The 24817-nt window shown below is 73.1% G+C and carries 19 protein-coding genes; 9 read left to right on the top strand and 10 right to left on the bottom strand.

Going from position 1 to position 24817, the window contains the following annotated elements; all coding sequences use genetic code 11:
• Positions 1–105 precede the first annotated feature (105 nt).
• From ACFPL3_RS17515 to ACFPL3_RS17505, 3 genes are all read left to right on the top strand, one after another.
• Positions 106–423, top strand: coding sequence for a GroES family chaperonin (locus ACFPL3_RS17515; RefSeq protein WP_147256761.1), 318 nt, complete (start codon positions 106–108; stop codon positions 421–423).
• 113 nt (positions 424–536) lie between these two features.
• On the top strand, positions 537–2768 hold the full coding sequence (locus ACFPL3_RS17510; RefSeq protein ID WP_379589349.1) for a VanW family protein: 2232 nt from the start codon (positions 537–539) through the stop codon (positions 2766–2768).
• 92 nt (positions 2769–2860) lie between these two features.
• Positions 2861–3286, top strand: coding sequence for a CBS domain-containing protein (locus ACFPL3_RS17505; protein ID WP_343944032.1), 426 nt, complete (start codon positions 2861–2863; stop codon positions 3284–3286).
• Between the two features lie 6 nt (positions 3287–3292).
• On the opposite strand, the gene ACFPL3_RS17500 is transcribed toward ACFPL3_RS17505, so the two are convergent.
• The 3 genes from ACFPL3_RS17500 to ACFPL3_RS17490 form a co-directional block, all read right to left on the bottom strand.
• Positions 3293–6148 carry a glycoside hydrolase family 2 TIM barrel-domain containing protein gene (locus ACFPL3_RS17500; RefSeq protein ID WP_343943955.1) on the bottom strand — a complete coding sequence of 952 codons (2856 nt, stop codon included), beginning with the start codon at positions 6146–6148 and terminating at the stop codon, positions 3293–3295.
• On the bottom strand, positions 6149–7174 hold the full coding sequence (locus ACFPL3_RS17495) for a LacI family DNA-binding transcriptional regulator (RefSeq protein ID WP_343943956.1): 1026 nt from the start codon (positions 7172–7174) through the stop codon (positions 6149–6151).
• Between the two features lie 134 nt (positions 7175–7308).
• Complete coding sequence (locus ACFPL3_RS17490) at positions 7309–9141, bottom strand: acyl-CoA dehydrogenase (protein ID WP_343943957.1); 1833 nt, start codon at positions 9139–9141, stop codon at positions 7309–7311.
• Positions 9142–9358: 217 nt separating this feature from the next.
• Between ACFPL3_RS17490 and ACFPL3_RS17485 the strand changes: the two genes are divergently transcribed.
• Positions 9359–10384, top strand: a complete 1026-nt coding sequence (locus ACFPL3_RS17485) for a peptidoglycan recognition protein family protein (protein WP_343943958.1) — start codon at positions 9359–9361, stop codon at positions 10382–10384.
• A 24-nt stretch (positions 10385–10408) separates the two neighbouring features.
• Here ACFPL3_RS17485 and ACFPL3_RS17480 read toward each other — a convergent pair whose 3' ends face one another.
• Positions 10409–11224 (bottom strand): glucose-1-phosphate cytidylyltransferase, encoded by an 816-nt coding sequence (locus tag ACFPL3_RS17480; protein WP_343943959.1) that lies wholly within the window; start codon positions 11222–11224, stop codon positions 10409–10411.
• Positions 11225–11255: 31 nt separating this feature from the next.
• A complete protein-coding gene (locus ACFPL3_RS17475; RefSeq protein ID WP_343943960.1) occupies positions 11256–11963 on the bottom strand; it encodes an IspD/TarI family cytidylyltransferase in 708 nt (235 codons plus the stop codon).
• A 139-nt stretch (positions 11964–12102) separates the two neighbouring features.
• Between ACFPL3_RS17475 and ACFPL3_RS17470 the strand changes: the two genes are divergently transcribed.
• On the top strand, positions 12103–14772 hold the full coding sequence (locus ACFPL3_RS17470; protein WP_379589346.1) for a LuxR C-terminal-related transcriptional regulator: 2670 nt from the start codon (positions 12103–12105) through the stop codon (positions 14770–14772).
• Positions 14773–14805: 33 nt separating this feature from the next.
• Here ACFPL3_RS17470 and ACFPL3_RS17465 read toward each other — a convergent pair whose 3' ends face one another.
• The 5 genes from ACFPL3_RS17465 to ACFPL3_RS17445 form a co-directional block, all read right to left on the bottom strand.
• On the bottom strand, positions 14806–16296 hold the full coding sequence (locus ACFPL3_RS17465) for a dynamin family protein (RefSeq protein WP_343943962.1): 1491 nt from the start codon (positions 16294–16296) through the stop codon (positions 14806–14808).
• Positions 16293–18116: a dynamin family protein gene (locus tag ACFPL3_RS17460; RefSeq protein ID WP_343943963.1), complete on the bottom strand. Its 1824-nt coding sequence runs from the start codon at positions 18114–18116 to the stop codon at positions 16293–16295. Before ACFPL3_RS17460 ends, ACFPL3_RS17465 begins: the two co-directional genes overlap by 4 nt.
• A 177-nt stretch (positions 18117–18293) precedes the next feature.
• On the bottom strand, positions 18294–19205 hold the full coding sequence (locus ACFPL3_RS17455) for a hypothetical protein (protein WP_343943964.1): 912 nt from the start codon (positions 19203–19205) through the stop codon (positions 18294–18296).
• Between the two features lie 180 nt (positions 19206–19385).
• On the bottom strand, positions 19386–19970 hold the full coding sequence (locus ACFPL3_RS17450; protein WP_343943965.1) for an IniB N-terminal domain-containing protein: 585 nt from the start codon (positions 19968–19970) through the stop codon (positions 19386–19388).
• A gap of 186 nt (positions 19971–20156) precedes the next feature.
• Positions 20157–21068, bottom strand: a complete 912-nt coding sequence (locus tag ACFPL3_RS17445; RefSeq protein WP_343943966.1) for an IniB N-terminal domain-containing protein — start codon at positions 21066–21068, stop codon at positions 20157–20159.
• Positions 21069–21336: 268 nt separating this feature from the next.
• On the opposite strand from ACFPL3_RS17445, the gene ACFPL3_RS17440 reads away from it, so the two are divergent.
• Genes ACFPL3_RS17440 through ACFPL3_RS17425 form a run of 4 tightly spaced genes read left to right on the top strand, consistent with a single transcriptional unit; the run spans position 21337 to position 24817 of the window.
• Positions 21337–23262, top strand: coding sequence for an Hsp70 family protein (locus tag ACFPL3_RS17440; RefSeq protein WP_343943967.1), 1926 nt, complete (start codon positions 21337–21339; stop codon positions 23260–23262).
• Between the two features lie 37 nt (positions 23263–23299).
• Positions 23300–23563: a hypothetical protein gene (locus ACFPL3_RS17435; protein WP_343943968.1), complete on the top strand. Its 264-nt coding sequence runs from the start codon at positions 23300–23302 to the stop codon at positions 23561–23563.
• Positions 23564–23590: 27 nt separating this feature from the next.
• The gene (locus ACFPL3_RS17430) at positions 23591–24421 is read left to right on the top strand and encodes a hypothetical protein (protein ID WP_343943969.1); all 831 of its coding nucleotides are present in this window, start codon (positions 23591–23593) and stop codon (positions 24419–24421) included.
• 51 nt (positions 24422–24472) lie between these two features.
• A complete protein-coding gene (locus tag ACFPL3_RS17425; RefSeq protein WP_343943970.1) occupies positions 24473–24817 on the top strand; it encodes an MmcQ/YjbR family DNA-binding protein in 345 nt (114 codons plus the stop codon).

Genomic DNA, 24817 nt, shown 5'->3' with positions numbered 1-24817 from the left:
ACAGCCCCGCGGCGCTGTCGGACCCCCGACCTGACAGCACCGCGGGGCTTTCTCATCTTCGGGCCGGTCAGGAGGCTGCCGACCGCCCCTCGTAGCATCGGTGCGATGCAGGACGCCAAGCTCGAGATCCAGATGCTGCACGACCGGGTCCTCGTGAAGCCGGACTCGGCCGGGGAGCGGCGTAGCGGTGCCGGAATCGTCATCCCGGCAACCGCGGAGGTCGCCAGGCGTCTTGTCTGGGGGGAGGTGCTCGGCACCGGAGCGCACGTGCGCACCGTCAAGGTGGGTGACCGCGTGTTGTTCGCGCGCGACGACCAGTACGAGGTCGACGTGCAGGGCGCCACCTACCTGGTCCTGCGGGAACGGGAAGTGCACGCAGTCGCCACCGAGCGCACCGAGCACGGTACGGGGTTGTACCTGTGACGGGCCGGGCGTCGGCCCGGCTCGATCGTCGAGGGGAAACGGACTTCATGCCCGAGCGGCAGTCATCGCCTGGGGAGGCGACGGCTCCTCCGGAGCCGGGGACGACGGACAACGTGCGCAGCACGGGGGACAGCGGGCAGGCCGCGTCGGGCGACGCCGCGCGCGCCGAGGCGCACCAGAACGGCCGGCCCGCGCCGAGCCCGCGCCCCGGGCCGGCCGCACCGCCGCCGGCCGACGAGAGCCCCACGGTGCGCACGAGCCGGCCCACGCCGGGCGAGCAGGCGGCCGGGAAGCCGTCCGTCGACGAGTCCACCACCGTGCGCGCCGCGGTCCAGCGGCCCTCTCCGGGCGCGCGCCCGGCGCCGCAGCCCCAGCCGCCCGCCGCCCCGCGCCCCGCGGGTGAGCAGCGGTCCGGCGAGGCCGCCACCGTGATGGTCCCGGCCGCCGTGCCGGGGGCGGCGCGCCCTTTCGGCGGCGACGGAGCGGCCACCCAGATGCTGCCGCGCAGCACCTCCGCCGGATCGCCGCAGGTGGGCGACGAGCCGGCCACCGAGCGGCTCGAGCGGATCCCCGCCGCTCCGCTGCCGCCGCCCGAGATGCCCACCCGCATCGGCCTCGGCGGGCCCGACGACCCGGGAGGTCCGGGCGGCCCGGGAGGCATCGACGGCGGCCGCAGGCCGAGCCGGGGGCGGCGGCGCATCCTGGTGGTCTCCGCGGTGGTCGGCGCCCTCGGGCTGCTCTACGGGGCCGACCTGCTGCTGAGCTCCGGGTCGATGCCCCGCGGGGTCACGGTGGCGGGGATCGACATCGGCGCCATGTCGCGGGCCGACGCCGAGGAGCAGCTCCGCTCGGAGATCGGTGCCCGCACGAGCGGGCCAATCCCGGTCACGGTCGGCGACGCGCGCGGTGAGATCGACCCGACGGCCGCGGGCCTGTCCGTCGACTGGGCCGGCACCCTCGACCGGGCAGCTGCCCAGCCGCTCAACCCGATCACGCGGATCACCTCGTTCTTCTCGCAGCGCGAGGTAGGTGTCGTCTCGATCGCCGAGCCCACCGCGCTGGGGCAGGCGCTCGAGCAGCTCGGCCCGGTCGTCGACCGGGAGCCGGTCGAGGGATCGGTGCGGTTCGAGGGCACCGACCCGCAGCCGGTCGACCCGCGTCCCGGCCAGCGGCTCGACCTGGCCGCGGCCACCGAGGTCCTGCAGCGCGACTGGGCCAACGGCGGCGTGGTCGCCCTCCCGATCACCGAGCTGCCGCCCACCACCACGGCCGAGGACGTCGCCACGGCCATCAAGCAGGTGGCGCGGCCGGCCGTCGCCGCCCCGATCACGGTGAACGGCGAGAACGACGTGCAGGGCACGGTCACCCCTGAGGTCGTGGCGGCGTCGTTGAGCTTCGTGGCCGAGAACGGCGCCCTCACGCCGGAGCTGAACCAGCAGTCGATCCAGGACGCGCTCTCGTCGCAGATGGCGGAGTCGGAGAAGCCCGGCCGGGACGCCACGTTCGACTTCTCCGGCGGGCGCGCGGTGGTCGTGCCGTCCCAGGACGGGCGGGGCGTGGACTACGAGGCCACCGTCGCGGCGATGGTCGGCGTGCTCGGCAGCCCGGCGCCGCGCGAGGTCACCGCGGTGTACGCCGAGAAGCCGGCCGAGGTCACCACCGAGGAGCTCCAGGCGCTGGGCAACCCCGAGATCATCGGTGAGTTCACCACGGGCGGCTTCGCTCCCGACTCGGGCCAGAACATCCGCCGGGCGGCCGAGCTCGTCAACGGCACGGTGGTGCAGCCGGGCGAGGTCTTCAGCCTCGACGCCGTCACCGGGCCGCGCACCGCGGCCAACGGGTACGTCGAAGCCGGCGTGATCGACAACGGCCGGGCGTCGCGCGGGATCGCGGGCGGCGCATCGCAGGTGTCCACCACGCTCTACAACGCGGCCTACTTCGCCGGCATGACGCTGCTCGAGCACAAGGCGCACAGCTACTACATCAGCCGCTACCCGGCGGGCCGCGAGGCCACCATCGCCACCGGCGCGATCGACAACAAGTTCCGCAACGACAACCCGACCCCGATCATGATCCGCACGCGGTGGACCCCGACGTCGGTCACGGTGCAGATCTACGGGCAGCGCAAGTACGAGGTCACCGGCGAGTTCGGGCCGCGCACCAACCCGACCCAGCCCAACGAGGTGACGATCCCGTCGGGCGAGGACTGCCACCCCAGCAACGGCGCGCCCGGGTTCACGATCACCGACACCCGCACCCGGCGTGACGTCGACACGGGCGAGGTCACCCGGGAGACCATCACCACGCGCTACAACCCGGCCCCCCGGGTGGTTTGCGAGGATTAGGCCACCGGCGCTCTCACCTGCGCCGGGGGTTCCGAAAACGGGTGTCCGGTTCGTACCCTCGATCCGTCAGCGGCGACGAGATCGGGGGCACGATGCGGATCGCGGACGTATTGCGCAAGAAGGGTTCTGCCGTCGCCACGGTGGGGCCCGATGTCACGGTCGCCGACCTCCTCGGCGAGCTGGCCTCCCACAACGTGGGCGCGCTGCCCGTCGTCGAGGGCGGGCGCCTGATCGGGATCGTCTCCGAACGGGACGTCGTGCGCAGGCTGCACGCCGGCGGCGCCGACCTGCTCGGGGCCAAGGTGGGCGACATCATGACCACCGAGGTCACCACCTGCAGCCCGAACGACGACGTCACCGATCTCGCCGCCATCATGACGTCGCGCCGGTTCCGCCACCTCCCCGTGCTGGTGGACGGCCGGCTCGCCGGGATCGTCAGCATCGGTGACCTGGTGAAGGCCCGGATCGACCTGCTGGAGTCGGAGCGGGCCCAGCTGCAGAACTACATCGCAGGCTGAGCCCGGTCACACCGGCCGGAGGGCCAGCCGCAGGCGGGCGGGTGCCGCGTGCAGCTCGTGCCGGGGCAGCACGTCGGGCCCGCAGCTCGCGGTGCCGACCCCGCGGTGGGCCAGGTCGACGGTGAGCCACACCCGGTCGCCGGGCTCGAGGTCCACGGGGTGCCGGGCGGCGTCGAGATCGGCGCTGGTCCAGCGGCGCACGGTGAGCCCGAACGTCTCCGGGTCGCCCTCCCCGGAAGGCATGGCCTCGATCCGCAGCCCGGTGCCCGTGCCGGTGAGCTCGGCCCAGCGCACCCCCGCGCGCCGCCCGTTCTCCTGCGGCATGACGTAGGGGGTCTGCAGCCCGTCCACGGAGCTGGTGAACCGGCCCACCCGGGAGGCGCGGTGGGTGTCCGGGTACGCCTCGCCGGGCCCGCGGCCGAACCAGGTGACGCGGTCGAGCCCGGCCGGGAGCGACCAGACCAGGCCCAGCCGCGGGAGCGGCCCCGGCCACTCGCCCTCCGGTCGCACGGACACGTCGAGCAGCACGCCGCCGCCGTCGAGCGGGGTCCAGCGCGCGGTGGTGTGGAAGCAGGCGTCGAGGGCGGCAGGGGCCGTGCGGGTGTGCACGACGACGTCGCCGTCGGAGTCCCGCACCTCGACGACCCGGTGCCGCAGCCGGTGCAGGCCGAGGGCGCGCCACGCGTCGGCGGCGGAGTCGTGCGGGATCCGGTCGTTGTCGGTGGGCGCCCGCCACGCGTCGAGGCGCGGCCCGTCCACGGCGACGCCGGCGAGCCCGGTGAGCACCCCTCCCACCCGGTCGAGCGCCGGTGTTCCCGTGCCCCGCACCACCGGCACGCGCGGCCGCTGGGCGAGCTGCACCTGGCCCCACGCGATCCGGTGACCCGCGGGTGCCCACGGCGTGCCGGCGGCGAGGTCGGCGCGCACGGTCAGCCACGTCTCGGCGGTGCCGCGCGCCGCGGCCGGCGGGTCGAGCTCGACGGACCGGCCGGGCGCCACGGCAGGCACGGCCAGCTCGCCGGACCCGACCTCGACGCCCTCCTCCTCCACGGTCCAGGAGAACCGCAGGTGGCCGAGGTCGAGCACCTCGTACAGGTTGGTGATGCGAAGCCGGCCGTCCGGGATGCCCGCGATCCGCACGGGCTCCACCACCTTGGCGAACTCGTGCAGCCCCGGCGAGGGCGTCCGGTCCGGGAAGAGCAGCCCGTCGGCCACGAAGTTGCCGTCGTGCAGCTCCTCGCCGAAGTCGCCGCCGTAGCCGAAGAACTCGCGGCCCTGCGCGTCGCGCGTGCGGATGCCGTGGTCGATCCACTCCCACACGAAGCCGCCCTGGCAGCGCGGGTGCGCCTCGAACAGCTCCTGGTACTCGGTGAGCCCGCCGGGGCCGTTGCCCATGGCGTGGGCGTACTCGCACAGCACGAACGGGGCCGCGCGACGGGCGGCGTCCTGCACCGGGTCGACGCCGCGGGCGGGCTCCTCCCGCCTGCCGATCAGCTCGACTTCCGCGTGCGACGCGTACATGCGGCTGTAGACGTCGGACCAGCGCCCGTCCGGGCAGTGCTCGTAGTGCACCGGCCGCCCGGGATCGCGGTCGTGGGCGTATCGGTACATGCGCTCGAGGTTGCGGCCGGCCCAGGACTCGTTGCCGAGCGACCACATGATCACGCAGGCGTGGTTCTTGTCCCGCTCCACCATCCGGCGCATGCGATCCTCGAACGCGTCGCCCCACGCCGGGTCGTCGGTGGGGTTGCCGCGCCAGCCCACGTGCACGAAGCCGTGGGTCTCCAGGTCGCACTCGTCCACGACGTACAGGCCGTACTCGTCGCAGAGCTCCAGGAAGCGCGGGTGCGGCGGGTAGTGGCTGGTGCGCACCGCGTTGACGTTGTGCCGCTTCATCAGCAGCACGTCGTCGAGCATGTCCTGCTCGGTGAGGGCGCGGCCGCGGTCGGGGTGGAACTCGTGCCGGTTCACCCCGCGCAGCAGCACCCGGCTGCCGTTGACCGTGAGCACCCCGTCGGCGATCCGCACCGTGCGGAACCCGACCCGCAGGTCGACACGCTCGCCCGGGGTGACGACCTCCAGGTCGTAGAGCCTGGGCACCTCGGCGCTCCACGGCTGCACGCCCTCGATGCGCACCTCGTCGCCCGCGGCGACGTCGACCCCCAGCTCCGGCACCCGCACCCGGGCGCCGCGAGGGGCGTCGACGCGCAGCGTGCCGGTGCCGCCGTCGTACCCGGCGTGCACGAACACGTCGTCGACCCCGCCCGCGGGCCGCGCGAGGAGCGCGACGTCGCGGAAGATCCCGGACAGCCACCACATGTCCTGGTCCTCGAGGTAGCTGCCCGCCGACCACTGGTGCACCCGCACCGCCACCACGTTGTCGGCGCCGGGGCGGACCGCCTCGGTGACGTCGAACTCGGAGGGAAGCCTGCTGCCCTGCGCGGTGCCGACCTCGTGCCCGTTGACCCACACGGCGAAGCAGGAGTCGACGCCCTCGAAGCGCAGTACGATCCGCGCGCCCGCCCAGTCCTCCGGCACCGCGACGGTGCGGCGGTAGCTGCCCGTCGGGTTCTCGGTGGGCACGTGCGGCGGGTCGATCGGGAAGGGGTAGCGCGTGTTCGTGTATGCCGGGGCACCGTAGCCGTGCAGCTGCCAGTGCGCGGGCACCGGGAGCTGCGCCCAGGCGCTGTCGTCGAAGCCGGGGTCGGCGAACCCCGCCGGGGCCGCCTCGACCCTGGGCGCCAGGTCGAACCGCCACCGCCCGCAGAGGTCGATCCGGGGCGCGTCCGACCGCATCGCGGCGCGCGGTGGCAGGACGCGAACGTCCGGGCGCGGGTCCTCGACGTAGCGGGCGGACGTCACCTACGGGTCCCTCCTGGGCGTGTACCGGCCGGTGCTGGCCCGCACGATGAGGTCGGGCACCACCCGCACGGGGATCGGCTCGGTGGCCGGGCGCTCGACCTGCGAGAGCAGCATCGCGACGGCCCGGCGGCCCTCGTCGGCGAGGTCCTGGCGCAGCGTGGTGAGGGGCGGGATGAGGTAGGCGGCCTCGGGGATGTCGTCGAAACCGATCACGCTGACGTCGCCGGGCACCGCCCGCCCGGCCTCGTGCAGCGCGAGCAGGAGACCGATCGCCATCTGGTCGTTGGCGGCGAACACGGCGCTCACGTCGGGGTCGGCGGCGAACACCCGGCCCGCGGCGAAGCCCGAGCGCGCGCTCCAGTCACCCTGCAGCGGTTCGTGCACCGGTGCGCCGGCCGCCTCGAGGGCGGTGCGCCACCCCTCCATCCGGCAGCGGGCCGCCTCCCACCGCAGCGGCCCGGCGAGGTGCCGGACGGTGGGGTGGCCCAGGTCCAGGAGGTGGCGGACGGCGCCCTGCGCACCCTCGGTGCCGTCGATCTGCACGCCGGGGGCGATCGCGTCGAGGCCGCCGCACAGCACCATGATCGGGACGGCGCCGGGCAGCGACTGCAGCGCCGTGGCGGCGTCCACCTCGGGGTCGATCGCGACGATGCCCTCGACGCCCTGCGCCGTCATCCGCTCCACGGAGGCCAGGGCCGTGGCGCGGTCGAAGCGCGAGAGGCTCTCGGTGCTCACCGTGTAGCCGGCGTCGCGCACCGCGGCCTCGACGCTGCGCAGCATGGTGGAGGGCCCGTAGAGCGCGGAGCCGATCGCCACCACGCCGATCGTGCGGGAGCGGCCCGGGGCGTGGGAGCGGGCCACGGTGGTGGGCCGGTAGCCGAGCTCGTGCATCGCGGCGAGCACCCGCTCCCGCGTGGAGTCGCGCACGCCCGGCTGCTCGTTGATCACGCGCGACACGGTCTGGTGCGACACGCCCGCGAGCGCCGCGACGTCCACCAGCACGGGGGCACCGTGCCCTTCGGGCATGCCGCCTCCCGCCGTCGCCTGTGAACGCTCACACGATAGGGCCGGGACGGTCGGAATCGGACTGTGTGAGCGCTCACACCCGTACGAACGGCACCCCCGTACCGCTCTATCGGACGAGGGTGCCGTTCGTACGGTCAGAACGCGGCTTCGGGCAGCTCCATCAGGCTGTTGTCCGTGGCCTCCACCACCGCGCGCTGGGCCGTCAGCTGCGGCAACACCGTCCTGGCGAAGAAGCGCGCCGCGCCCACCTTGCCCTCGTAGAACGGCACGTCGCGCGGCGCCGGGTCGCCGCCGAGCGCGGTGAGCGCCATCTCGGCCTGGCGCAGCAGCAGCCAGCCGATCAGCAGGTCGCCCATCGCCATCAGCAGCCGGACGCTGTTCTGCCCCACCTTGTACAGGCTCGACGGGTCCTCGCCCGAGGCCATCAGGAAGCCGGTGAGGGTGCCCAGCATGCCCTGGACGTCGCCGAGCGCGGTGGCGAGCAGCGCCCGCTCCTCCTTGAGCCGCCCGTTGCCCGACTCGGCGTCGAGGAAGGCCTTGATCTCCCCCGCCACGTGCCCGAGTGCCTGCCCGTTGTCGCGCATGATCTTGCGGAACAGGAGGTCCATCGACTGGATCGCCGTGGTGCCCTCGTAGAGCGAGTCGATCTTGGCGTCGCGGATGTACTGCTCGATGGGGTAGTCCTGCAGGTACCCGGACCCGCCGAGGGTCTGCAGCGAGAGCAGCAGCTGCTCGCTGGCCCGCTCGGACCCCACGCCCTTGACGATCGGCAGCAGCAGGTCGTTCACCCGCGCGGCGATCGTGGTGTCGGCGCCGGTGGCCGCGCCGATCCTGATCTCGTCCTGGAACGTCGCTGTGTAGGTGTACAGCGCGCGCAGGCCCTCGGCGTAGGCCTTCTGCTGCATCAGCATGCGGCGCACGTCGGGGTGGTGGGTGATGGTCACCCGGGGGGCGGCCTTGTCGAACTGCCGGGTGAGGTCGGGGCCCTGCACGCGCTCCTTGGCGTACTCGAGGGCGGCCAGGTAGCCGGCCGACAGCGTGCCGATCGCCTTGGTGCCCACCATCATCCGCGCGTACTCGATCACCTGGAACATCTGCCGGATGCCGTCGTGCACGTCGCCGAGCAGCCACCCGACGGCGGGCACGCCGTGCTGCCCGAACGTCAGCTCGCAGGTGGTGGACGCCTTGAGGCCCATCTTGTGCTCGACGCCGGTGACGAAGGCGCCGTTGCGCTCGCCCGGCTCACCGGTCTCCGGGTCGAAGTGGAACTTCGGCACGAGGAACAGCGACAGGCCCTTGGTGCCCGGTCCCGCTCCCTCGGGACGGGCCAGCACCAGGTGCATGATGTTCTCGGTCAGGTCGTGCTCCGCCGACGTGATGAACCGCTTGACGCCCTCGATGTGCCAGGTTCCGTCGGGCTGTTGCACGGCCTTGGTGCGCCCCGCGCCGACGTCGGACCCGGCGTCGGGCTCGGTGAGCACCATCGTGGCGCCCCACGCGCGCTCGATCATGATCTCGGCCCAGCGCTTCTGCTGCTCGGTGCCGTTGCGGTGCACCACGGCCGCGAAGTTGGGGCCTGCCATGTACATGAAGGCGGCCGGGTTGGAGCCGAGGATCAGCTCGGAGGCCGCCCACTGCACGGTGGCCGGGATGCCGTAGCCGCCGAGCTCGGCCGGGAGGCTGATCCGCCACCACTCGCCCTCCCAGAGCGTGCGGTAGCTGTCCTTGAGCGACTGCGGGAGCGTGACCGAGTGGGTGGCCGGGTCGAAGACCGGCGGGTTGCGGTCGGCGTCGGCGAACGACTCCGCGAGCGGTCCGGTGGCCACGGCGTTGAGCTCGGTGAGCACACCGCGCACGGTGTCGGTGTCGATGCCGTCGAACGGGGCGTCGCCCAGCCGGTCCTGAACCCGGAAGACCTCGAACAGGTTGAACTCGAGGTCGCGCAGGTTGCTCCTGAAGTGGCCCATCGTGCATCGCTCCTCGGCGGGGTGGAACGGCCTACTCGTCGGTAACCAACAGGGTATTACTCATCGGTAACTTCGACAAGCTGCAGTGCTGCGCCCGCCTTCCGGGTGATCACACCTTCGAGCAGCAGCGTTGTGCGGGGCGTTTGCGTGCCGCACCGTTCGGAGATCAACAGGTGGCCGGTGTGCGAGCCGGGAGGGGATCGGGACGGGAGGCGACGTGGGGGTTCCGAACGCGTCCCGCCGCAGCGTCCTCCTCGGCCTCGTCCTCACCGGGACGGTCGGAGGCCTGATCCGGCCTGCCGAGGCGAGTGCGGCCGCACCCCCGGTGAAGAGCCCGCCGATCATCGGGTGCGGCGCGTGGCGGGCCCGCCCGCCGTCAACTCCGGTGCCGGTCTGGGACCGGCGGCCGGTGCGGATCATCGTGCACCACACCGCGACGGCCAACGTGACGGACCTGAGCCGCGGCGCGGCGGAGTTCGTGGCGCGCAAGATCCAGGAGTTCCACATGGACCGGCGCCGGTGGATCGACACCGGGCAGAACTTCACGATCAGTCGCGGCGGGTACGTCCTCGAGGGGCGCCACCGCAGCCTCGAGGTGCTGCGCACCGGCAGCCGGCACGTCGAGGGGGCGCACTGCACCGGGCAGAACGTCGAGGCCGTCGGCATCGAGAACGAGGGGACCTACAGCTCGAACGCGCCGCCCGACCAGCTCTGGGACCGGCTGCGCGACATGTGCGCCTACATCTGCCACCAGTACGGCATCCCGCCCACCGAGATCGGCGGGCACCGCGACTTCAAGGACACCCTCTGCCCCGGCGACCGGTTCTACGGGATGCTGCCGCAGCTGCGCACCGAGGTGGCAGACCTGCTCGGGGAACCGCTCTCCGACCGAGCGGCCCGGCGCGCCTCGTGGCCGCTGCTGCGCACCGACAGCTCCGGGCCCGAGGTGCAGGCCGCCCAGCACCTCCTGCGGGCGGCCGGACTCACCGTGCAGCCGCACGGCCGCTTCGACGAGCGCACGACGGCCGCCGTGCGGGACTACCAGCGGATCCACCGCACCGAGGAGATCAACGGGCTGATCGGCGGCGAGACGTGGCCACTCCTCGTGACCGCCCGCGGCACCGACCGCCAGGAGGTGGCGCTCGCCGTGCGCGCGCTCACCCCCGCCGGCGCGGTGCGCGCCTCGGCCATCCCCGGCGAGGAGGAGTGGAAGCGGATGCTGAACGCCGGCCGCCGGTCGTGAGCCGCGGCGAGGTGACGCGGGACGTCACCAGGCGCGCGGCTCGTCCCCCCACACCTTCCACGGGGCGTCGCCCGCGGCCCAGAGCGAGTTGAGGGCCTGGTAGTCCTTGTAGGTGTCCATCGCGGCCCAGAAGCCCTCGTGCTTGTTCACGGTGAGCTGCTTGTCCCGGGCCAGCCGCTGGAGCGGCTCCGCCTCGAGGAACAGGTCCTCCTCGTCGTCGAGGTAGTCGTCGAGGAAGGACCGCTCGAACACGAAGTACCCGCCGCTCACCCAACCGGTGACCTGCGTGGGCTTCTCGTTGAACTCCGCCACCACGCTGCCGTCGACCTGCATCTCGCCGAACTTCGAGGTGGGGTGCACGCCCGTGACGGTGCCGATGCGCCCGCCGTCGGCGTGGACCTTCGCCAGGTTCTCGATGTCCACGGCGCTGACGCCGTCACCGTAGGTCATCATGAACTGCGGGGTGTCGATGTACTGGCGGATGCGGCGCAGCCGCGCCCCCGTGCCGGCCTCGAGCCCGGTCTCGGCGAAGGTGATCTCCCAGTTCTCGTCGGCCACCGCGTTGCGGAACCACGGCTGGTGGTCACCCTCGGACAGCGAGAGCGTGAAGTCCGACATGTGGGCCCGGTAGTCGAGGAAGAACTGCTTGATCTCCCAGCCCTTGTAGCCGAGGCAGAGGATGAAGCGGCGGTACCCGAAGTGGCTGTACAGCTTCATGATGTGCCACAGGATCGGCCGCCCGCCGATGTCCACCATGGCCTTCGGCAGCCGTTCGCTCACCTCGCGGATACGGGTGCCCTGCCCGCCGCACAGGATGACAACCGGGGTGTCGTGGTCCATCAAGAAGCGTGTCCCTCCGCTGTGGGGAGTACTACCCGCCGGTGACGGCGGGGGCGGTCGGTCCGCCCGATGTCGTAGTGCACTCGGTGGTCGCAGCGCAAATCCCGCCCGAGGCGAGACACTCTGCTATCGCACGTTCGTCCGGGGTCGTCACATGGACGTTGCCCACGTCACCCGAAACGGTGACCACCCGGTAGCCGCGCTCCACGAGGAGCGACGAGTTCTCCACCGGGCGCGGGCGATCGGTGTGCACGGCGCGCAGCACGTCCGCGCGGAACGCCTGCGGGGTCTGGGTGAGCACGAGGTCGTCCTTGGGGAGCGTCTCGAGCACCTGACCGTCCCGCACCCGCTGCACGACCTCGAGCACCGGGATCACCGGGACGGCACCGTCCGCGCCACCCCGCACGGCCGCGATCACCGAGCGGAACAGGGCGTCCGTGGCGAGGGGGTGGGCCGGGTCGGCGACCGCCACGATCGCCGCGTCGGCCGGCACCTCGGCGAGACCCGCCCGCAGCGACTCCGACTGGTGGTCACCGCCCTCGGCGACCGCGTCGACCGGTTCACCCGTCCACGCCCGCCCGGGCGGCAGCACGACCACCACACCGTCGCAGGTGCGGCGGGCCGCCGCCACGGTGCGGGCCACCATCGGCACGCCGCCGACGGTCTCGAACTGCTTGGCCCGCGCGCCGAACCGCCGCGACGCGCCACCGGCGAGCACGATCGCCCAGACGGTGCTCATGTGCCTCCGTTCCGCATCGATGCGCTCGCCGGCCCTCGGGGCGACATCGTGCCACTCACCTGCTCGAGGGGGACCGCTGGGCCGACCCCGCGGCCCGCCTGCTGCTGAACGGCGCACCCCGCTGAGTACTGTGCGATCAGTGTCGACGCGTACCCAGCCGGCGCCGCGGGCTCCGGAGAGGCTGCTCGCGGGCTCACCCGCGGCGCGTCGACTCGTGCACGAGGCAGCCGCGCGCGGCGCGTCGGTGCGCAGGGTCGACGTGATCGGTCCGGGCGGGCACGGCAAGACCGTCCTGCTCGACGCGCTCGCCTCCGCGTTCAGCGCCGCGGGCCTCGTCGTCCACCGCGAGCTCGACGGCATCGACCAGCTCGGTGTCGACGACGCGCTCCTGCTCGACGACGCCCACCTGCTCCCCTCCCGCGACCTGGAGCGGCTCGCGAACATCGCGACGGCACCCGGCGGGCACCTGGTCGTCGCGCACCGGCCGTGGCCGCGCCCGCCGGGCACTGCGGCTCTCGGGAGCGCCCTCGCCGCCACCCGCCCGCCGGTCGTGCTGGACGCGCTCGACCGCACCGGGGTCGCGGCCCGCGCGGCGCTGCTGCTGGGCGGTGAGGCCGCGCCCGCCTCCCTGGTCGACCACGTGCTCGAGCAGACGGCGGGCCTGCCCGCCCTGGTCGACCGCCTGCTGGCGGCGCTCGTCGAGCAGGCCGGACCCGACCGCGCCCGCGGGGTGCCGCTGCCCGCGGAACCACCGGCCGGGCTGCTGGTGCAGCTCGGCTACCTGGTGCAGGGCCTCGGTGAGGAGGTCGGCGGGCTGCTGCTCGCCCGCGCGCTCGGCGCCCCGCTGGAGCCGGAGGTGCTCGTCCCCCTGATGGGGCTCTCGGCCCCCGACGGCACCGCGAAGGTCGACGAGCTGCTCGAGACCGCGCGTGCCGCGGGCATGCTCACCGTCGAGGGCCGGGCCGTCCCGCTCGTCTCGGCCGCGGTGCTCGCGCGCACCCCGCGGGCGTCCCGGGTGGCGCTGCGGCGCACGCTCGCGGAGATCGAGCTCGACCGCGGGGGCAACGTCCTCGCCGCGGCCCGCGGCCTGCTCGGCACGGGCGCGAGCGGCTCCCGCGTGGCGGCGGTGTTCACCACGGCCGCCGAGGAGGCGCTGCGCGCCGGGTCGTCCACGGCGGGCGAACTGTTCGACGCCGCCGTGCGGGCCGGGAGCCCCGCGCTGACGCTCGCGGCGGGCCGCGCCGAGGCCGCCGTGCTCACCGGCGACCTCGACCTCGCGCTCACCCAGGCCGACCAGGTGCTGTCCGACCCCGAGCGGGTGCCGCCCGCCGAGGCCGTGCGGGCCGGCACCGTGGCGGCCGCCGTGCTCGCCCACCGCGGGCTGCTCGAACGCAGCGCCGAGCTGTACCGCTGGATGGGCACTGCCCTGGAGCCCTCCATGGGCACCACGGCCGTGCTGGCCGTCCCCGCACTCATCGGCACCGGCGCGCTCCACGAGGCCGGCAAGATGCTGCACGCCCCCGCGTCCGGTGGCGGTGCGCCGCTGCGCCCGCCCACCCTGCTCGCCGGCGCCGAGGAACTGATGGCGCAGGGCGTCTACGAGTCGGTGGCCGGATCGCCCACCGCGGCGCTCTCGCAGCTCACCCGCGCGGCATCCCTGCTCGAGGCTTCGCAGCGAGCCGCGCTGCTGCCCGACACGCCGGCCGCGCTGGCGGCGCTGGTGGCCGTGCACTGCGGTGAGCTCGACGTGGCGCAGTCCGTGCTGGAGCGCGCGTTGCGCGTCGGGCTGGGCGGGCGCGGGTCGGTCACCCGCCACCGCCTGCTGCTCGGCTGGATCGCGCTGTTCCGCGGCGCCACGGGCACGGCGCGCTCGGCGCTCACCGTCGCGTCGCCGCCCGGGGCCGTGCTCGAACCGCGTGACGAGCTGCTGGCCGCGGCACTGGACGTCGCGCTCGCCCGCCGGGCCGGTGATCTCGCCGTGCTCATGACGGCGTGGGGCCGGGCGCGGGAGGCGATCGTGCGCCACCCGGTGGACCTGTTCGTGCTGCAGCAGCTCGGCGAGCTGTGGGTGGCCGCCACCCGGCTGCGCGAGTCGAGCTGGGTGCGCCCCCACCTCGACGAGGCCACCGACCTGCTGTCCCGCCTCGGCGACCCCGCGCTGTGGGCGGCGCCCCTGCACTGGTCGGGCCTGCAGGCGGCGATCCTCTCCGAGGACCGCGACTCCGCGGCCCGGCACGCGGCCGCCCTCGAGACCGCGGCCGACGGCAGCCGGTACGCGGCCGCGATGGCGGCGGCCGCACCACACTGGGTGCGCCTGCTCGACTCCGAGGTCGACGCCGCGGGCGTCGAGGCGGCCGCGCGCGGCCTGCACGCCGTCGGGATGGCCTGGGAGGGCGGCAAGCTCGCCGGGCAGGCCGCGATCCGCACCCGTGACCGCAAGGCGATGACCGCACTGCTCGGGTGCGCCCGCGCGCTGCAGAGCACCGGCCCGGCGGCCCGCACCGTCGCGGTCGACGCCGACACCGACTGCGACACCCGCTCCCCCGTCACCATCGCCGAGGTGGAGCAGCAGTCCGTGCTCGACCCGGCGGCGGAGGCGTCCGACGGCCCGCTGAGCGATCGGGAGCGGGAGGTGGCGGAGCTCGTGCTGGAAGGCCTCACCTACCGGCAGATCGGCGAGCGCCTGTTCATCTCCGCCAAGACCGTGGAGCACCACGTCGCGCGCATGCGCCAGCGCCTCGGCTCGGGCAGCCGGGGTGAGCTCTTCGCCCACCTGCGCCAGATCGTGGGTCCCGGCACCGAGGCCTGAGGCCCCGCCCGGCCCCCTTCCCGGGAGGCGCTCCTACTGCTGCTGCATGCTCGCCAGGATGCCCTCGCAGCTGCGCACCACCTGGCGGGACACGTCGGCGATCGCCCGGCTCGACAGCGGGCTCTCCCCGCGCCTGCGCCAGCGGGTGGCCGCGTCGATGGCGGCGTCCCAGATCTCCTGCGCGCCCGCGTCCGGTTCCAGGCCCAGCCGGGCGTACGGTGCGCCGCCGTCGCCGCCGAGGAGCTGCTCGGCCTCCTGGAGCGTCTCCTTGGGCAGCTTGATCGCCCCGGCGCGCAGCGCGGAGAGCAGCCGCAGCTCGGCGAACTCGTGCGCACCGGCGAGGATGCGTTCCACCTCGCCCGCGAGGGCGGGGGTGGCCGATCGCGGCTCCTCGCGCGTGAGCACCAGGTCCACCGCCAGCAGCGCCGACCGCGCCTTGAGCAGGTCGCGCCGCTCGCTGAACTGGGTGGAGAGCACGCTGCGCAGCTCGTCGAGGCCGCTGCGCTTGACGAGCTCGGCCGAGATGGCGGTCGGGTCGGTCATGCCCTGGCGGATGAGCGTGGTGGCCAGGCGCACGCCGAACATCCCGAACCGCTCCATCAGGTGGGCGCGGGTCTGGGAGTCGGGGGCGTCGGGCGCGTCGAGCTCGGTGCGGGAGAAGCGGTCGGCCGACAGCAGCATCGCCTCGATGTCCCCGCGGGGCATCGCCGCGAGCGCGGTGAGCGCGGCGAACTCGCCCTGGCGCATCGTGCGGCCGGTCTGGGCGAGCAGGCCGGCGACGGCCACCACGGTCTGGCACAGCCCGCGGATCTTGTCGTCCGCCCGGTAGCGCCGCGCGATCTTGCGCGCCGAGGTGAGCGCGTTGAGCCGGCCCGCGCCGATCTCGTCGGCCCGCGACAGCACGCCGATGGTGTTCACCGGGGTGGCGCGGGCGACGCCCTGGTCGAAGAACGACTCCAGGAACCGCACGTCGGTGTTGTGCAGGTGGCGCATCAGGTAGATGACCGCGTCGGCCTGGGTGGGTGCGTCCTCGGGTGCGAGGAACGCCCCCGCCCGTGACGACGTGTCGGCCGACAGCGACGCGATGCCCGGGGTGTCGATCAGCGTCTGCGTGCGCAGGCTCTGGGACGGCCACTCGACCTCGAGCTTGTCGACCTTCTCGACGGGGAAGCCCTGCAGGTCGAACGAGAGCCCTCCGCCGGAGCGGTTGATCGTGAGCTGCTGCGGCTCGGAACCGCGCGGGTACATGCGGACGCGCGGGAACTGGGCGTCGACGTACCAGGTGACGACCCGCGTGCACTCCCCGGCGTCGGTGGGGGCGATGTGCTCCCCGACGAGTGCGTTCAGCAGGGTCGACTTGCCCGCCTTGACCTTGCCCGCGATGGCGACGCGCAGCGGCTCGTCGAACCGCTGGAGGTTGTGCGTGAGCCAGCCGTGCGCCTGCGGGCTGTCCTGGTAGACCTCGATGGCCTGGCGCAGCAGGATCCGCACGGCGGCGCCGAGCGGGGGCGCGGGGGTGCTCATGCTCCACCTCCCGAGACCGCGGCCGGTCGTCTGTCGTTCACGAGGGCCTTCGCGCGCTGCGCCAGCCCGTCGATGCGGGCGAGCTCGGCCTTCAGGTCCTTGATCCGCTTCTCCCGGCCCGAGGTGTTCGTCTTCAGCGCGTTCTGCGCCGACTGCACGGACGAGGCGATCGACGTGCTCATCTCCTCGGCGAGCGCGCTGAAGTGGTCGCGCAGCTGGCGCTGGGTGCGCCGGAGCATGTCCGTGGAGTCCTTGCCCACCTGGAACGTGACCTCGTCGATGTGCTTGCGCACGCCGTTCTTGGCGTCCGCCCGGCGCTTCTGCAGCATCCGCTTCTTCTCGTCGCGCACGGCCTTGATGCCCAGCAGCACACCCGCCGGGGCGCCCGCGAAGATCGGGAGCCCGGCCAGCGTGCCGAGCATGCCGAACATCAGCATGCCGCCGTAGCCGCCCTGCATGCCCTTGAGGAGCTGGCCGCCGCGGCCCATCTGCTCGACCTCGGGCTTCACGAGCGGGTCGACCTTGCCCGCGATGCCCTCGTCGTCGAACCTCAGCTCGGGCATCGCGATGTCCGCGCCCTCGGCGAAGTGCTCGGCCACCTGCGCGGCGAGCCAGCGCGCGCGCTCCGCGGCCCAGACGAAGTTCGCCGACGCGGCGGAGGAGATCTGCTGGTGGAACCAGTCGGAGAACTGGTCCCACACCTCGGCCGGGTCGGAGTCGTCGATCAGCTGCTCGGCCTCGCGCCCGATCGTGCGCAGCCGGTCGCGCAGGTCGTAGCCGATGTCGGACTGCAGGTCGGCGACCCCGTCGTTCAGGGTGATCTGCCAGCGCGACGAGCGCTGCTTCAGCTCGTCGGCCCGCGCCTTCGCCTTGGTGAGGTCCTCGACGAGCGCGTTGACGCGCTCCGGGTCCTCGAGGATCGCGAGCTCGGCCTTCATGCCCGACGAGAGCTGCTCGGAGATCGAGAGCACGTCGTGGCTCGTGGAGCGGCGGTCGAGCTCGTCGGACTGCGCCACGACCTTGTGCAGGAGGTAGTCGACGAGCGGCTTGAAGCCGGACTCGTCCATCAGCTGGGTGTCCTGCTCCTTGGCCGCGTGCAGCCGCAGCACCGACGACACCGGGAAGATCTCGGCGTCGACGCCGGCCCGCTTCAGGTGGCCGCGGTCGAGCTCCTCGATCCGCCGCCAGTGCGGGTAGAGGTCGGTCTTGGTGAGCACGCACGCCACGTTGGGGCACAGCTTCATCGCCGCGTCCAGGAACTCCAGCTCGGGGCCGGTGTACTCCTGCGCCGCGTCGGAGACGAGCAGCACCGCGTCGGCGCTGGGCAGGGCGGACATCGTGGCCGCGCCGTGGGCGGACCCGAGCCCGCCGACGCCCGGCGTGTCCACGAGCACGAGCCCGCCGGACAGCAGCTTGCGCGGCAGGCCCACCTCGGCGTAGCTGAGCAGTGCCTTGTTGCCCGGGTTGCCCGCCTCCGAGACGTGCTGCACCAGCTGGTTGGCCGGCACCGCGGTGCGTTCCGCCGAGTCCTCCGACTCGCCCTCGCGCACGAGCTCCGCTGCCGTGGTCTCGGCGTACTTCACGACCGTGGGCACAGCGGTGGCGATGTCGTCGTCCACCGGGCACACGGGCGCGTTCACCAGCGCGTTGACCAGCTGGCTCTTGCCCTGCTTGAACTCGCCGACGATCAGGACGCGCACGTCCGGGTCGACGAGGCGCTTGCGGGTCTGCTGCAGCCGCCCACCGAGATCGGGACGCTCGTAGGCGGTGGTTGCTTTCAGCGCGAGGTCGACCAACTCGACCGCTGCGGGAACCGCCACGCCGGTCCTTCCTCCCTCGTCGTCGGGCCTGCTGACCGTTCGTCCGATACTGACTCACCGGATCGGCCGCTACGACACCGGCCCCGCCACCCCTCGGGTACTCCCGTGGAGTGGCGGGGCCGGCGCTACATCACCCGGCAGGCTACATCCGCCGTCACCGGGCGCTGCGAGCAGTGATCAGACGACCTCGGCGCTGTAGGAGTCCGAGGTGCTGTCGTGGCTGTCCGTGCTGGTCGTGTCGTTGTCCTGGTAGCTGCTGTTGTCCGAGCTGTCGGAGTAGCTGTCGTACTCGCTGTTGTTCTCGACCGAGGTGTGGCTCGAGTTGTCCGACTCGTCGTGCCAGTCGGTGGTGGTGTTCCCGGAGTCGTTCGTGGAGTTGTCGCTGTTGTCCACCGTGAGGTCGTCGTCGGAGTGGTCCGAGCTGTCCACCGACGAGTCGCCGCCGATGGAGGCGGAGCTGCCGTCGTCGACGGAGAGGTCGCCGTCGATCTCCGTGGACGAGGTGTCGCCGTCGCCGAAGCCCACCGTGTTGTCGTCGCCGCTCACGAGCTCGTTGTCGTCGCCGACGACCGCGGTGCCGTCCTCGTCGACCTCGACCTCGGTGTTGTCGTCGCCGATGGTGTTGTCGTCGCCGGTGGCGATCTCCGAGTCCTCGATGTCGTCGCCCGCGGCCACCGAGCCGTCGCCGGACGCCACGACCGAGTCGACGTCGATGTCCTGGTCGAAGTCGCCGCCACCGGTGTCGATCTGCTGGTTGATCGAGTTGTCGGTGATCGTGTCGCCTTCGTTGGTGATGTAGTTGTTCGTGATGTAGGTGTCCAGGTAGCGGACGGCGGCCTCGTGGTCGCTCTCGCCCGGCTCGGGCTTCGGGGCGGGCGGCGGCGGGGGCACGTGGACGGCGTTGCCGCCGGTGTTGTACTCCCGGCTGAAGTCGGCGTCCTGACGGTCCTGCAGGAGGAGCAGCGCCTCGCGGATGTCCTCTGGGGAGACGTCCCCGCAGGAGGCGAGGAAGCCGTCCGGGTCCTCGCGGTAGGCGCTCGGGTCGCGGAGCAGGCTGAGGAGCAGTTCGAGCAGGTTGGTCGTCGACATCGTGGCTCACTCCATGGCTGGGAGGTGCCGGGTCGGGGTGTCCCGGCGTTGAGCCGAACGCTATGGCGATGCGCCGACCGGGCCATCGGGGATCGTCCACAGTCTGGGATGCGCACCTGTACGGGGATCGCGGACCCGGCCCCGTAGGGGGTTCGGGGATGGGGACCCCCTAGGTGGGGATCATGCCCCACCGGGCAGCGTGGCGTCGCCGTCGTGGAAGTCCGGCACGTCCTCGTGGAGGTCGGTGAACCCGGTGAATCCGGCGAGGTCGTCGAGCGGCCCGACGGCGTGCGGGTCGGGCAGGTCGTAGGGGTCGGCGTCGGCGGGGGCCGGGTCCGCCTCGACCCACGCGGGCTCGGCGACGCCCTCCCACGCGTGTTCGGGCGCGTACCGGGACGCGGTGTCGTCACCCGCACCGAAGCCGTCCAGGGGAGCAGGGGCGAGGTCGGGGTCCGGGTCGGTCCACCCGGCGCCGGGGTCGGGCTCCTGCGGGCCCGAGAGGTAGCGGGCGAGGTACTCCACCGCGGCCTCGTGGCCGTCGTCCGCGGGGAGCGGGGGTGGCGCGGCTACCGCGGCGTCGAGGGAGTAGTCGACGGTCTGGGTGTCCTGCACGAGCACGAGTGCGTCGTGCACGTCCGCGGGGGTGAGGTCGGCCAGGCCGTGGGCCGCGAGCGTGCCCTGCGGGTCGTCCCCGAAGTCACCGCGCAGGTCTGCGTCGGTGAGGAGCGCCTGCAGGAACTCCATCAGGGACAGCGGCTGGGCCATCTCGACTGCTCTCCGGTGTTCGTGGGATCGGAGGGAACGGTAGGTCCGGGACAGCCCGTGGCCATCGGGGATGCGCCACCGTCCGCCGGGCCGCCGTTAGGGGATCCGGCCCACGGGGGCGGGTGCCGCACGACGCGACCCCGCCACCGGCAGTGCCGGCGACGGGGTCGCGAGGGTCCAGCGCGATCAGGCCTGGATCGAGTAGTCCGAGTCCGAGCTGTCGTGGCTGTCGGTCTCGGTGACGTCGTTGTCCTCGTAGGTGCTGTTGTCGGACGAGTCCTCGTAGTTGCTGTACTCGCTGTTGTCCTCGAACGAGCTGTGGCTCGAGTTGTCCGACTCGTCGTGCCAGTCGGTGGTGGTGTTGTTCGAGTCGTTCGTCGAGTTGTCGCTGTTGTCGATGTTGACGTCGTCGTCGGAGTGGTCCGAGCTGTCGACGCTGGAGCTGCCGCCGATGGCGAAGGAGCTGCCGTCGTCCACGCTCACGTTGCCGTCGATCTCGGTGTTCGAGACGTCGCCCTCGCCGAAGCCGGCCGTGTTGCCGTTGCCGACCACGGCCTGGTTGCCGTCACCGACGATCGCGGTGCCGCCGTCGCCGACGTCCACGCTGCTGTTGCCGTCACCGATGGTGTTGTTGTCACCGGTGGCGATCTGCGAGTCCTCGATGTCGTCGCCCGCGGCCACCGCGCCGTCACCGGAGGCGACGGTCGAGTCCACGTCGATGTTCTGGTCGAAGTCGCCGCCACCGGTGTCGATCTGCTGGTTGATCGAGTTGTCGGTGATCGTGTCACCCTCGTTGGTGATGTAGTTGTTCTGGATGTACTTGGTGATGTACTCCGCAGCCGACTCCGAGCCGCCGCCGTCGCCGTGCTCCACGGGGGACGGAGCGGCGATGTTCACCTCGTTGCCGCCGGTGTTGTACTCACGGCTGAAGTCGGCGTCCTGGCTGTCGTCCTGCATGATCTCCAGCGCGTCGCGGACGTCGTCGGCGCTCAGGTGACCGAGGCCGGCCTCGTCGAGGGCCTGCTCCGGGTTGTCCGCGAAGTCCTGGCGGGCCTCCTCGTCGAAGATCAGCGAGCGCAGGAACTCCAGCAGCGTCATGTCGATTTCCCCTCGTTGGTTGCGTGACTGCGGCTGGGTGGGCCGCGTTGAGGAGAAAGGTAGGGCTGGGGGCTTGTTCGGCCATCGGGGATCCCCCAGAGTCGTGGGAAGCCCCCGTTCGGGGGATTAGGGGCACCCCCCGATAGGGGGACAGGGGGGTGCAGCTTGGTCCAATAGGGCCGTTGGAGGGGGCAGACGGCGGCCCGTGAACCCGCGATGCGATCGTGGTACCGGTCTACCGGCCGGTTGTCGGGGTGAGGGGAAAGGCATGGCATACCAGCTCGGGATCGACCTCGGGACGACGTTCACCTGCGCAGCGGTGTGCCGTTCCGCGGACCGCCGCTGGGGAGAGCCCGAAGTCGTCACCCTGGGTAGCCGCGGGGCCACTATCCCCTCGGTCGTCTTCGTGGGCCCGGACGGATCGATGGTGGTCGGCGAGGCGGCGGAGCGCCGCGCGCTGACCGACCCGGACCGCGTGGTGCGCGAGTTCAAGCGCCGCATCGGTGACCCGACACCGCTCATGGTGGCCAACCGGCCGTGGGCGCCCCAGGACCTCTCCGCGCGGCTCGTGCGCTGGGTGGTCGACCGCGTGGCCGAGCGCGAGGGCGGGCCGGCCGACCGGATCGCCGTCACGCACCCGGCCGCGTGGGGGCAGCACAAGAAGGAGCTGCTGGGCGGCGCTCTCGCCACCCAGGGCCTCACCGTCACCTTCCTGGCCGAGCCCCAGGCGGCCGCGATGAGCTACGCCGCCAACGAGCGGGTGAGCGCCGGCTCCACGATCGCCGTCTACGACTTCGGTGGCGGCACCTTCGACGCCGCGGTGGTGCGCAAGGGCGACGTCGACTTCCGGCTGGTCGGCAGGCCCGAGGGTCTCGAGCGGCTCGGCGGAATCGACTTCGACCAGGCGGTGTTCGAGCACGTGCTGGAGGGCATGCCCGACGCCTTCGCCGAGCTCGACGACACCGACCCGGCCGTGCTGTCGGCCGTGGCGCGCATCCGGCGCGAGTGCACCGAGGCCAAGGAGGCGCTGAGCAGCGACACCGAGGTGTCGATCCCGGTGCTGCTGCCGTCGGCGCGCGGTTCGGTGCGCCTGCACCGCAGCGAGTTCGAGGCGATGATCGGCCCGCAGGTGGAGGACACCGTCGCGGCGCTGCGGTCCGCGGTGATCTCGGCGGGCTTCGCGCCCGACCAGCTCACCGCCGTGCTGCTCGTCGGGGGTTCCTCGCGGATCCCGCTCGTCGCGCAGCTGGTGTCCGAGCAGCTCGGCCGGCCGGTCGCGGTCGACGCCGACCCGAAGAACGCCATCGCCAAGGGCGCCGCGCTGTCCCTGGTGCCCCAGCCGGCCCCGTCCGCCGCCCCGGTGCAGCAGGGCCCCCCGCCTGCCCGCCCGCCCCGCATGGCGCCGCCGCCGCCCGCCCCGCCGGGAATGCCCTACAGCGGCCCCTACAACGAGGCCGCCTACAACGAGGGCCCCTACCAGGACGGACCGCGCCACGGCGAGCCCACGGGCCCCACCCACGCCGCGCCGCCCGGCCACTACCCCCCGCCGGCCCGACCGGCTCCCGAACCCGCGGCCGCGATGATGACCCAGCCGGCGCAGCGCCACGCGCGGCACACCCAGCAGCATCCGGAGCCCGACTGGGACTACGACGACCGCGACTACGAGTACGACGACCGCGAGCCGGACCTCCCGCAGCGGCGCGGCCCGAACATGATGGCCATCGGCCTCGGTGCGCTGCTGGCGGTCGGCGCCGTGGTCGCGGCCGTCATCCTGTGGCCCACCGGGTCCGTCGCGCCCACCGACAGCACGGGCAGTGAGAGCTCGCTCACGAACGAGGCCCCGTCCGAGTCCGGTGGCAGCGGCGGCGGGAGCGGTGGCAGCGGCGGATCCGGCGGTGGCAGCGAGCCCGCCCCCGCCGAGCCTCCGGCCGACGCGCCGACGAGCGCGCCCGCCACCTCGGCGGAGAAGCCGCCGTCCTCGTCCAAGACCACCACGAAGTCGGCCGAGCCCAGCGACGACGCCGACTCGGAGTCCGACAGCGACTCGGGCAGCGACTCCGGGAGCGAGTCCGGGGGCGACGCCGACAGCGGCAGCGAATCGGGCGGCAGCGAAGGCGACAGCAACGCCGCGGGCCCCGCGAGCGATCTGGACCAGGTGGAGTCCGGCACCGCGCCCGCGGTGCCGGGTGTCTAGAGCCCCCACCCACCGAACGCTGGAAGGGAATACCGCCGTGCTGCGCATGGGAGCGATGGTCGTCGCGCTCGAACTGGCGGCCGTGCTCGTGGCGTACGGGTACTTCGGATGGCCGATCCTGGTCTTCGGGGTGCCCGTGATCGTCCTCACGGTCATCGCACTCCTGGTCGTCCGGGCCTCGGAGGTGCCGCGCCGTATGCTCCAGGAGCACCGCGCGTCCCGCTGGGACCCGGACGCCGCGCTGCCCGGGGGACTGATGAGCGGCTTCTTCGAGGTGCCGCGGCGGCGCGCGCAGCCCTGACCGCAAGCGGTCGTACCCCCGTCAGGCATGCTGAACGGCGTGCTGGTGGGGTCCCTGTTCGCCGCTGTTGCGATGGTCCTCAACAGCTGCGGGGCTCTGCTGCAGGCGGCGGGCGCCCGCCGGGCCACCCGCACGCGGCCCGCGGCCGTCCAGCCGCGCTACCTCGCCGGGATGTTGCTGGACCTGGTGGCGTGGGGATGCGCCGTGATGGCGCTGCGGGTCCTGCCGGTGTTCGCCGTGCAGGCGGTGATCGGGGGCACGATCGCGCTCACCGCGCTGGTGAGCGCACGGATGATCGGCGCCCGGCTGCCGATGGCCACGCGGCTGGCCGTCACGGCGTGCCTCGCCGGTCTCGTGCTCGTGGCGGCGAGCGCGGGCAGCGAGCAACCTCCGCTGCACCGCGCGGGCGTCGACGTGGTGCTCCTGGCGTCCCTGCTCCTGCTGGCCGTGGCCGTGCTCGTCCTCCGGCAGGGCAAGCACGCCTGGCCGCTGGCCGTGGTGTCGGGGCTCGGCTTCGGTGGTGGAGCCGTCTCGGTGCGGGCCGCGCACGTGCAGACCGGTGAGGGTCTCGACATCGCCCTGCTGCTCGGTCAGCCGTCCACGTACCTCGTGGTCGGGTTCTGGCTGGTCGGGATGGTGGGGTACACGGCGGCGCTGTCCCGCGGCGACGTCGGGGCCGTCACGGCGGTGTTCACCGTCACCGAGGTGCTCGTGCCCGGGATGGTCGGCATCTGGCTGCTCGGCGACCCGGTGCGCCCCGGCTGGGGATGGGTGCTCACGCTCGGGCTCGCCGCCGCGCTCGCGGGCACTGTCGTGATCGCGAAGGCACCTCCGTTGCGGCCCCGCCGCACGCGGTAGCGGTTCCGTTCTGTACCAGACACCGGCCGCTCGAAGCGGGACGATGGCGGGATGACCTGGGACGACGTCGTGGCGATCGCGAGCAGGCTCCCCGAGGTGGAGGTGTCCACCTCCTACGGCACGCCCGCGCTGAAAGTGAAGGGCAAGGGCTTCGCGCGCCTGCGCACCGAGGCCGAAGGAGGGCTCGTCCTGATGTGTCGGATGGACGAGAAAGAGGCGCTGCTCGCGTCCGGCGACCCGGCCTTCTACACCACACCGCACTACGACGGGTACGGCGCGATCCTCGTCGACCTGGAGCGTGTGGAGCGCGACCAGCTCGAGGAGCTCGTCGAGGAGGCGTGGCGGGAGCGGGCGCCGGTGCGCGTCCGCAAGGCGTACGACGCCGCGCGCGGCTGA

The sequence above is a fragment of the Pseudonocardia zijingensis genome (assembly GCF_042657305.1).
GTDB classification, from domain to species: domain Bacteria; phylum Actinomycetota; class Actinomycetes; order Mycobacteriales; family Pseudonocardiaceae; genus Pseudonocardia; species Pseudonocardia zijingensis.
This window is presented reverse-complemented; position numbering and strand designations above follow the sequence as displayed.